The organism is Psychrobacter sp. KFRI-CH2-11 (assembly GCF_038239325.1).
Classification (GTDB): Bacteria; Pseudomonadota; Gammaproteobacteria; order Pseudomonadales; family Moraxellaceae; genus Psychrobacter; species Psychrobacter celer.
The window spans coordinates 806741-817265 of sequence record NZ_CP151283.1 but is presented as its reverse complement, the minus strand read 5'-3'; the positions used below and the strand labels follow the sequence as shown (position 1 = coordinate 817265).

9 protein-coding genes and 2 pseudogenes are annotated in these 10525 nt (G+C 44.9%); 4 read left to right on the top strand and 7 right to left on the bottom strand.

Annotation, left to right across the window (positions count from 1 at the left end; all coding sequences use genetic code 11):
* Positions 1-11 precede the first annotated feature (11 nt).
* Positions 12-926: an OmpA family protein gene (locus AADH33_RS03430; protein WP_348549572.1), complete on the bottom strand. Its 915-nt coding sequence runs from the start codon at positions 924-926 to the stop codon at positions 12-14.
* Between the two features lie 275 nt (positions 927-1201).
* On the opposite strand from AADH33_RS03430, the gene AADH33_RS03425 reads away from it, so the two are divergent.
* Both AADH33_RS03425 and AADH33_RS03420 read left to right on the top strand, forming a co-directional pair.
* The gene (locus AADH33_RS03425) at positions 1202-1558 is read left to right on the top strand and encodes an IS630 transposase-related protein (RefSeq protein ID WP_201585383.1); all 357 of its coding nucleotides are present in this window, start codon (positions 1202-1204) and stop codon (positions 1556-1558) included.
* Entirely contained in the window at positions 1479-2051 is a 573-nt protein-coding gene (locus tag AADH33_RS03420; protein ID WP_348549149.1) for an IS630 family transposase, read from the top strand. The genes AADH33_RS03425 and AADH33_RS03420 overlap by 80 nt, the downstream gene beginning before the upstream one ends.
* Positions 2052-2133: 82 nt before the next feature.
* Here AADH33_RS03420 and AADH33_RS03415 read toward each other — a convergent pair.
* A pseudogene (locus tag AADH33_RS03415) lies at positions 2134-2539 on the bottom strand (transposase); the annotation flags it as partial.
* A gap of 277 nt (positions 2540-2816) precedes the next feature.
* On the opposite strand from AADH33_RS03415, the pseudogene AADH33_RS03410 reads away from it, so the two are divergent.
* Positions 2817-3106: pseudogene (locus AADH33_RS03410) on the top strand (transposase); the annotation flags it as partial.
* 713 nt (positions 3107-3819) lie between these two features.
* Positions 3820-4578 (top strand): tRNA pseudouridine(65) synthase TruC, encoded by a 759-nt coding sequence (gene truC, locus AADH33_RS03405; RefSeq protein WP_348549571.1) that lies wholly within the window; start codon positions 3820-3822, stop codon positions 4576-4578.
* A 19-nt stretch (positions 4579-4597) separates the two neighbouring features.
* Here the strand turns inward: truC and AADH33_RS03400 are convergent, their stop codons facing one another.
* The 5 genes from AADH33_RS03400 to AADH33_RS03380 form a co-directional block, all read right to left on the bottom strand.
* Complete coding sequence (locus tag AADH33_RS03400) at positions 4598-5536, bottom strand: response regulator (protein WP_348549570.1); 939 nt, start codon at positions 5534-5536, stop codon at positions 4598-4600.
* 24 nt (positions 5537-5560) lie between these two features.
* The gene (locus AADH33_RS03395) at positions 5561-7921 is read right to left on the bottom strand and encodes a sensor histidine kinase (protein ID WP_348549569.1); all 2361 of its coding nucleotides are present in this window, start codon (positions 7919-7921) and stop codon (positions 5561-5563) included.
* Positions 7922-8210: 289 nt separating this feature from the next.
* Positions 8211-8624 (bottom strand): PaaI family thioesterase, encoded by a 414-nt coding sequence (locus AADH33_RS03390; RefSeq protein WP_100749932.1) that lies wholly within the window; start codon positions 8622-8624, stop codon positions 8211-8213.
* 50 nt (positions 8625-8674) lie between these two features.
* Positions 8675-9634 carry a DMT family transporter gene (locus AADH33_RS03385; protein ID WP_348549568.1) on the bottom strand — a complete coding sequence of 320 codons (960 nt, stop codon included), beginning with the start codon at positions 9632-9634 and terminating at the stop codon, positions 8675-8677.
* Positions 9635-10035: 401 nt separating this feature from the next.
* A complete protein-coding gene (locus tag AADH33_RS03380; protein ID WP_348549567.1) occupies positions 10036-10500 on the bottom strand; it encodes an outer membrane protein assembly factor BamE in 465 nt (154 codons plus the stop codon).
* Positions 10501-10525 lie beyond the last annotated feature (25 nt).

The following is a 10525-nucleotide window of genomic DNA, read 5'->3' as shown; positions in this document are numbered from 1 at the left end:
TCGCTAAAAACTCATGGCTTAGCTAGGTTTTCTTCGACCACAGCAACCACTCGGCGATTGAGCTGCCTTCCTTCTACTGTGTCGTTGCTTGCTCTTGGCTGCGACTCGCCATAACCAATGGCAGTTAAACGATCTTCTGCGACTCCAAACTGCGAGATCACCACTTCTTTTACCGCATTTACACGACGTTGGGATAAAGCTTGGTTATAACTCTCCTTTCCACGGCTATCAGTATGTCCTTCTATGATGGCAGCAGTATTTGGATACTGGGTCATAAATTCAGCCAGCTCAGCTACTTTGGCATAATACTCTGGACGTACGACCGCCTTATCTGTCTCAAATAACACCTCAAGATCAATCGTCACTTTTTCAGTTAGCACTGGTGTTTCTTTTTCTACTGTCAAAGGTGGTGTCACAGCGGGCATAGCAGCGACAGGTGCTGGACAATTCGGTACGACACGACTGATTTGATGAGACTGATAAGACTTATTTGCCAATAGCGGTGATGCACTGTCAGGCGTTATCTGCGTCAATGCGCTTCTGCCTGTTTCGTCCATTTCGACATAAAAAAAGTACGTTTGGCCACCTGTTAGCTGATAATCTTGCTTATCTGCTAATAAGTTATTACTTTTAAAGCCAGTCGCCTGAGCACTCAACTGATTACTTCCAGTACAAGAGTCCACCACCGTGTAGTTGTTCGCATGCAAACTGACTTGAAACCTGTTGTTGATAGAGATATTGGTACTTGTTTGCTCAGAATGATTATCGTTCTTCCGTATAAATACTAATCGAGTCTTATCAGACGCCACTTCTTGCTTGAGCACCTCTTTGAAGTCAATACTTTTTTTATTGTTCCACATAACGCCATCGACATGCTGGGTACGGCCTTCACTATCAGCACCACCAATGACAGCACAAGAAGGCATACCAAGCAATGTTATTGGTAAAATAATAGCAACTATATTCTTTCTAAGTATCTTGTTCATAGTATTAACCAGACTTCCATTTTTTTTGATAGGTAATATTTTTAAATTGACAAGCAGATGGATTTATATGTTGTTTTTCAACGACCCTGACAGCTATAGTTCTATTTGCATATATACAGTACATTTTATGTATAACAAACGTTAGTAGTATATAGTCAAGACCATATAAAAGTGTTATAAACTAATTATCAAACCCAATTGTTATTATAAAGACCATGACTTACTCACTAGATTTTCGCAAACAGGTACTAAAAAGTATAGATGACGGTATGACCTTTGCCGAGGCAGCTGAGTTTTACAATCTCAGTCCAACCACTATACAGAACTGGAAGAGACGTATTTATAGCAAAACAACCAGGCAAACCAAGCCCTATAAAATACCAGATGACGTGCTACTTAATGATGTCAAAGAACATCCCGATGATTACCAGTATGAGCGAGCGCGTCGTCTGAACTGTAGCAAAACAGGCATTTATCATGCTCTAAAGCGTCTTGGCATCAGTCAAAAAAAAGACCTTAGAACATCCAAAAGCTTGTCCGATCAAAAGAGCGGCGTATCAGGGAAAGCTTGATCGCTTTACGCAGCAAGGCTATCCCATCGTCTATATGGATGAAAGCGGCTTTGAGCACGAGACCATCCGCTCTCATGGTTACGCGCCTATTGGTAAGCCATGTATCGATAGCTACAACTGGCAAGGTAAAAAGCGAACCAACGTTATTGGTGCTCTGTATAACAAAATGCTGTTTGCGCTTGATTACTTTAATCTCAACATTAACAGCAGCATATTCTACAACTGGTGCAAACACAAACTAATCCCAAGTCTTAAAACAAAATGCGTGATTGTGATGGATAATGCTCGATTTCACAAAAACAAACGCGTTCAAAAGCTACTCAACAGGCATGGTCATCGTATACTATGGCTGCCACCTTATAGCCCTGATTTGAACCCTATCGAGAAAAAATGGGCTCAGGTGAAGTTTCTACGCCAAGGCTGGATGGAGAATGATTTATCTAAATTGTTTTATGATATTTGTTCAAGGCATAACAATTTTATTTTGAACTGACTATATCGAGATGATGATGTTATATTGTATTTGGGGCTATAGTCGAATCCACATGAGTCAGCTACATGGCTATCAAGTTGCCTACACCTAACGTATTATAACTTCGATAACTATCAGTATAAATAAAGCTATCAGGCTTGATTTTACGCTCGATAATAGGCTTGAGCGTGCTTTACTTAGTGTCTGCTATGACATTACTATTTCGTATTAGAATACCTAATACGACTGTTTTGCCAGTAGCCTCGCCATCTCACTTGCCTTTGCCTACATCGCCGAAGTAGCTTTCATATAATTCTACTTCACCATCAAAAGGGGCATCAGCTTATAATGAAAGATAGTGATCTATAACAAGCCTGATTTTATGATAAAAAAGTGCAGCCGTTTTAGGCTAAATATCCAGCAAATTTGCGGCTGCTCTAACAATAACTTCAGCCGCGAAAAACTCTAAGAGCGTAAGATGGACTTAGTTTACAATGAGTTACCCTCATAAAAGCAGTTGAGCACAATGTTAATCTAACACAACCCTAACATTTTTATAAAAATAATTATTAGTATCTCTCCTCCAGTATTCACTCAGAGAAAAGCCGCCGTTAAGCTTATCGAAAAATATAGTTTTCCATGAAAACATTGTTACAACTAAAGGATAGTAAGTCTTTCAAAACATGATGAGCGGGCTATAAAGAAGATAGACGGTATGATTTCGTCTTTAGCTACATGTTAACTAGGGTTTGCCTTCATTTCAAAAATAATGATAAAGGGGCGATTTTTTTTGACCTACGAGTAAGTATTGATGAAGAATGGGTATTCACAGACGGAAGATACATCTCGCCATCGACTCGCATGGAAACCCGATTGATTTTAAAATCACTGGGGTGACGTTCACGACAGCCAAGCGGTAGATGACATCATAAAGATGTTAACAGATGCGACCTACTTCACTGCTGATAAAGCTTATGATTCTGAAACCATTAGAAACAGGCTACGAGAAACTGGCTCGCAATTACAAGTCTATGCTGTATCTGGCTTGTACTATGATTCATAGTAAACTGAATTAGGGACAAGCCCTAGAGAAAAATAGCAGATTTTTTCGCCTAAACGCCGGTAAAGTGGAGGTAAAAACGCTATAATTTTATAGTGCCCGATTTCTTAATCTACTTTGAGATACTTAAAATGACGTCATCTTAGTAAAAAAATAAACCATTGAAAATCAGCAATATACATTAATACCATATGGAGTTTTTTAATAGCTTTTGGTTGACCTACTTTGACATGGTAGAGGTCGCTAGTTCGAATCTAGTTACGCCTACCAGATTCGAAAAGCCCCAATCTTTATGATTGGGGCTTTTTTTATGTATCCCGTCCTGAAAAAAGAAGGTACTACTTATCGTTCGCTATTTTCTTGACAGCTTTAGCTTTGAATTCGTCACTGCAAGCTCTCACTTTCTTGATCATAGCAAACTCCGATTAATGAGCTTAGTTTATCGAGTTTCTCTCTACGGTTTTTTCAGCATGGCTCAGTCTGATAGTATCAGTCATTTTCAGAAAGACGCTAAAAAAGCGATATCGTCATTACTACATAAAAGAGATACACTGTATATATTCGCTAGACTGATATAAATTTTCTTGCGTGCTGTGCCTGCGCCGACAGGTGCTACGTAAAACTTATCTCAGTCTCGCTGTATCCTGTTTATATTGACCTGACTATATATAAAAACAGCCGATGTATAATGAATATAAAACGATAGCCTCTACAGATGGGTAAAAAAACATGAATATCGAAATTGATAACGTCAACCAAGTAGAGATTGTTTATGAAGATGAGTTTTTGGTGGCAATTAATAAAGAGGCGGGATTATTGGTGCATCGTAGCTGGCTGGATAAGGGCGAGACGCGCTTTGCCCTGCAGCTGACCCGTGATGCCGTAGGCTGTCATGTGTTTCCCGTACATCGTCTGGATCGGCCGACGTCAGGGGTATTATTGTTTGCCAAAAGTGCGGACGTGGCGCGCTCGTTGACCGAAGCTTTTACTACGCGCAAGGTAACCAAGCAGTATTTGGCGGTGGTACGCGGCTTTATGCCAGAGCAAGGCTCTGTCGATCACGCGCTAAGCTTTCAGCCAGACGCCATCGCCGATAAGTTTGCCAATGTGGACAAACCTGCTCAAGAAGCGGTGACTCATTGGCAACGCTTAGCACAGATCGAACTGCCATTTGCCGTATCAAAAAAACACAACACCAGCCGCTACAGTCTCATGCGCTTGATGCCCGTCACTGGCCGCAAACATCAGTTGCGCCGGCATATGAAGCATTTGTTTCACCCCATCGTGGGTGATACCAGTCACGGCGATGGACGGCACAATCGCTTTTTTCGTACTCAGTATGATTGCACGCGCATGCTACTGCATGCTCACAGTTTGGCGCTCAGCCACCCTGTCACCGGTGAGCCACTGCTACTAAAAGCGGGACTGGACGAGCAGTGGCGACACATTATAGAGACCTTTGCTTGGACAGAGAGTATTACAGACTAGGCACAGTTATCCATCGGTGCTATTTACCGATGCGCCAGCTTTTTATTTTGGTAAAAAAACCTTTTATTCTCTCAGAAAAGCTAAACGCCTCGGACGCAGGCACCGCCTCGACCTGATGGCGCGCCGCCAGTATTGGCTGCTGGAGTAGTCGCTCATGATGATCAAAGGCTCGATCCAAACTGATACTCATCATAGAAAAATTGGTCGGTCGTGGTAAGCAGCGATATACTTGACCCTTATTGATTAAGTCAATCACCATATGAGCATCTTTAAATTCAGTCAGCATCAACACCATCAAGTCTGGCTGGATGTTTTTTAGGGCATAAACCACAGGCGTGATGTTTTCTTCGTTGAGCGTGGCGTCAGTAATGGTGACCCCAAAGCGCTTTTTTTGTAACAAGCTTGCTGCCTGCTCCAGCGTGTTTGCCCAGCTCACTGTATAGGCACCCTTAAAATGACCTTTTATTTGCTGATAGACATGCTCGTCATCGTCTAATACCAGTAGATGGCGCTTGCCAGCTGCATTACTGTATGCAGGGTGAGACAGTGCGGTGTCCCCAAAAATACTCGGGGCAATGTCTTGTGTTTGTTGAGCAATCTCTGTCGCTTTGTTGATGACGTCTTTTAGCTCGTCATTTTGCCAAGGTTTGGTGATATAACGATAAATCTCGCCTTCATTGACCGAATCAATCACCGCGTTTAGATCGGCATAACCGGTCAATAAAATACGAATGGTATTTGGTGATTTCTCTTTGATATCACGCAGCACTTCTGTCCCTTGCTTATCTGGCATACGCTGATCACTGATGACCACTTGGACATCGTGGCGGCTGACATACGCCATCAGCTCGGCGGCATCAGTGGTGGTAAACACATCGTGCGACTGGCGAAAGTGCATCTTTAAACTGCGTAAAATGCGCGGTTCATCATCGATAAAGGCGATCTTTGGTTTTTGCATGTCATTCTCTTTATAGTTTTAAGTCTATTCATTTTCAAATAAAGCTCGAGCTGGTTTGCTCTTATCAGCAGTCGACTGCACAGGCAGCAGCAGCGTAAACGTCGTGCCCTCCCCAACGACTGAGCTGACCTCCATACGTCCATGATGCTGCTCCATGATTTGCGCGCTAATAGCCAGCCCTAGACCTGTGCCTTCACCGGCTTTTTTGGTGGTAAAAAATGGCTCAAAAATCTGTACCAGCTTACTCTCCTCAATGCCCACGCCATTGTCTTTGACACTCACGGCTAGGTACTGCTGGGTGTCATCGACAGATGACGTAATATGCAATGTGCCTTTACGATCGGCTGGCATGGCTTGAGCGGCATTATTAAATAGGTTTAATAACACTTGGTTGATTTGTGAAGGGTTGCATTGAATCAACGGCAGCTTGGCAAGCTCTGTGCTGACGTCTAGGGTTTTTAGATTGTTTCGTGCCATGACAAGGGAGGTGGTGATACAGTCATTGATATCGACTTCTTTGACTTTAGATTCATCAATTCGAGAAAAATCACGCAAGCTGACGACCAGCTCTGCAATCTGATCGACGCCGTACAGCCCGTCTTTAATCAAATCGGCCAAGTCCTCACTGACCTCATCTTCTTTGATTGCCTCGCAGCATTGTAAGGTTTGCGCTATCAGCTGCTCGGTTTTTTCTGGCGGGGTATTTGGTGCTTTTAAGACCTGCAATAACTGCTCGGTATGCTGTATCAGCTCATCAAAACGCCCAAGATTATCACCCACCAATTCCATATTGCTGCGCACATAGCCAAGCGGGGTATTGACCTCGTGTGCCACGCCTGCCACCATCTGGCCGAGCGTGGCCATTTTTTCGGAGCGTACCAGCTGCACTTGAGAGGCTTTTAGCTCATCCATGGCTTGCTGTAGATCTTGGGTTCGAGCTGCGACTTGCTTTTCTAGATGGACATTGATTTCAGCCAGCGCACCTTCGTTTTCGACGATACGGTCGATCAGGTGATTGGTTTGTTCACTGATGACATGGATTTCACTGACCGCTGAGGCTGGCAGTTTGTGCGCGCTTAACTGCTGATATTGTTTTTGTTCAATCAGTGCACCCATGTCAGCCACAGCATCGGCCATCCGCTTGAGCGGCCGCGTGAAGTAGCGACGAAACACCCATGCGGTCAATAATAAGATCGGTATAAAACCCAACAACATGGCCTGAATCAGCTTGTCAGACAACGCATTTGCCACGCTCATCATATCGTTATCAGGCTTGACGACGACCATCTTCCAATAGGTAAACGGCATACGAAAGACAAAAGCGGTCGCTGGCTGCTGCAATATAAAATCATCGGGCACAGCAATGGTCTCAACCAAATGACTGTCTACAAGCGCAAACGTCTGATCGATATTTAATAGCAGTAAAGCAGAGAGCAGTTTGGACTCCTGCTCGCTAATTTTGTCTAGATTGGTGGTGCTCAAGATACTACGGGCAGCGAGTGTAAAGCGGCCTTCATCTTTTGCCAGTGCTTCATCGATCAGCTGATGATTGATACGCTCTAAGCTGTCCGCAATCGGCGCAAAACCAGGGCTTTGGGCGGCCAGCTGCCGTGCCGTGACTACCTCACCTTGCGGGTTATTCTCAGTCGTTTGTGTGACCTTCGATTGCTCTGGAAAGGCCAAAAACCGATTGTCCAAATCGACCAAAAACACATAACCACCGAGCTTGTCTTGCCACCTTTTCATGGCAGCGCCGAGGTTATCCAGCAACAAATTAAAGCTCACTACCCCATCAAACGCCTGATTGCGACTGTCATACAGCGCCTTGGCACAGGTCATTACCCGCTGATTGCTCACAGGATCGGCATAGGCTCGGCTCCAGACACAGTGGTCGTGCCGCGCATACATCGCAGGGATGTACCACCAGTCCCGATAATACGGGGTTGGCGTTTGACGGACTTGATTATAACGCGTCAATGGCTGCATCACGCCTGACGTGTCTCGCGCCCACACAAACGACTGGCGCTCGCGGCCTTGTACATACATATTGGGGTCAAACCACACACCGCCGCCCACGATACGCACATCCGTCTGCTGCATGAGGTTGCCAAAGGTTTGTTTATAAATGTCATCTTGTTTTGGCAAGCCGCCTGCCATCGTGCTGGTGGCTTTGGCCAGCCCATCGACATGATTGATACTGGCCATGATGCTATTGATGGCTTCGTTGCCAGTTTCTACGACTATCTCTGACGTCATCGCTAGAATGCGCGGTTTGGCTTGGGTTTGTATGACCCAGTACACCAATAAAATAATCAGCAAAAAAGCCAGTGCCAAAATAACCAAGATACGAGTGGAGATACTGCCAAACCGACCAACAACCTTCATAAACATCCCTAATGGCTATGCGTTGACTGCTATCGACATATCAATAAATAACTAAAGATATGAGTGTGATGCAACCACGATTTATCGTGAGCACAAGGATACGACGCCGTTATGACAATATGATGACAAAACTGGTGTTTACTATTATTCAGACCATACAAATAAAAAAGCCCTCAGCAGTGACGCTAAGAGCTTTTTTAGAAAACAACAATAAACTTTACTTCACTAATGTTTTAGATGATAGTAATTCAGATAATAGTACTTTAAATGATTTGTTGTATGACTGGCATTATGTGAGCGCTGGTGGCACCGAGTATGTACCGACAACATGAGCCACCATATCGCTTGAGCCTTCTGAGTACAGCGACACCTCACCCACTATTAGGGTGCGTCCCACTTTCATCAGGGTACACTCCGCTATGATGCGAGCCTCAGACGAGGGTTTTCGCAAAAAATTAATCGTCAAACTGGTGGTCACGGTCAAAGGTACGATGCCGATCCTACCGAGGATGGCCACATAAATTGCCACATCCGCGATGCTCATCAATACAGGCCCTGATACTGTCCCACCTGGGCGCAGCTCATCTATGCCAATATCATGTGATAGCACTGCCCCTTTATCATCTACCGACTCGACCACGCATTTGGTCTGCGGAAACTCTGCTGCCATAAAGGCGACGATCTGTTCTTTAGTTGCCGACATATACGCTCCTTGTTCAGCGGTCCTTATTCCTTTATAAGTTACTTTTTTGCTTATTGCTGTTTTGTATCACTGTCTTTTGCTGCTCGCGCCGTCACTCTTACCCCGCCCCACGTCACCAAAACCACACCTACCGCAATCAGTGAAGCGCCTAAAAACAACCCCTCAGGCGGCGTCTCTTTTTGCAAAAAAATAGCGATTGGCACGCCGACGACCGCGCCCACCGCGCCCAATAAGCTAAGCAGGACTGGGCCACCCGTCTTTTGTAATAAAAACAATAGCAAAAACTGCCCAGCAAAGAGCCACGCTTGTAAGACAATCACAGCAATCGGCAGCCATCCTGTATGCGGTAACGCCACTGAAAAGCCCGGTAACGCTGCACACAATAATAATAGCAATGCCGCCGCCAACAGCATCCCTGGCGCTAGCGAGTGGGGAGAGGCACCCGCAGGCCAGCGCAACGTGCGGTAAATATTACCCACTGCCAGCAGCACTGGCCCACACAGCGCGATCAATACCCAAAACATACTGGTGTCTGGCGCAGATAATTTATGTACCGCCAGCACTCCCGCCCCCAGTAGCGCAGCCCCCACACCAAACGCACGACTGATATCAAAGCGCTCCATGCGTAAAGTAAGCGCGGCCAGATAAGTAAGCAGCGGCGGCAACGACACAATCAGCGCCACAAACCCTGCACCGACATGAGGAATGGCCGAAAATAGCAACAAATTAGACCCCGCCACACTGACCAAAGCGGCGCTAACATAATACTCAAAGCTGCGTTTACTCAAGGGTGGCAACTCGTGCCTAAGTACAGCCATCACCAACAGTATGAGAGCGGCACCTGCTATCGACCAAAACAAAAACGCCAATGGTGTCAGCCCCACCACTCCTGCATATTTTGCCACATTGGTCGAGACACCGATCAGTGCCCCACCCGCCAACAGACACAGTACGGGGACAAGCCATGTTGCTTTACCCGAACGTGTGGGCGGCGTCATGCGTGTACTCATCGGCTATCCTATCGGATCGTATTTTATCGTTGATCGTCATACTCATACGGTTTCATTCCGATGATGATTGGCCCCACTAGCGTAAGGGCCGCGGTAAGACCCTTGCCAATATGAAAAAACATCCATGTTTCACCCATTAATCATAAACATATGAGATTAAAAACTGACGCTACCAGTCCTTTTATAGCAAAACCAAGAAACCACATAAGCTCTTTTAGAAATACTTGGTTTATCTTTAGAACGACTACCATAGCACATATCTTTGTGACTCCATCAGGTAATCCACCAAGCAGCTGTCAAGCATAACCATCAAAAGCAAAAAAGAGTAAGACACCATGCCTTACTCTTTCATCTATGCGCTTTTATTTGTGCGCCTTTAATCGTGAATACAGATCAAGCCATCAAGGCGTAAACTGTGCGTATTTTGCGCAAGATGCTGGCTGCCAATAAAACTCAGTGGCGAAGAACTCATCATCACGCAGTCTGCCTTCATAGCTATCATCGAAGATAATCTTATACTGGCAAGTTTCTACGTTATTATCAGCATCATAAAACGTGAGGATATAATCCCATTCACGAGCATTAAAACCTTCGCTAAAGTGCGGTGTACCGATGAGCTTGTAAATTTCATCCTTTGTCGTCCCTACGCTAATCTTGGCAACATCATCGTGATTGACGATAGTACCGCCTTTTTGCCATGCTTTGTCGGGGTCAGGAAAGACCAAGTCATCGGCATCGACAGAGCCATGCTGCGCCCCAGCGGTTAAGTGCCAAGTTGGCAAAATGTTTTTTTGGCTACAGCCCGTCATCGTAAAAAGTAATGCCGTCGTTGCCAGTAAGCCATAATGATATACAGATTTTTTCATTATACATCCCTAAATATGTTTTATA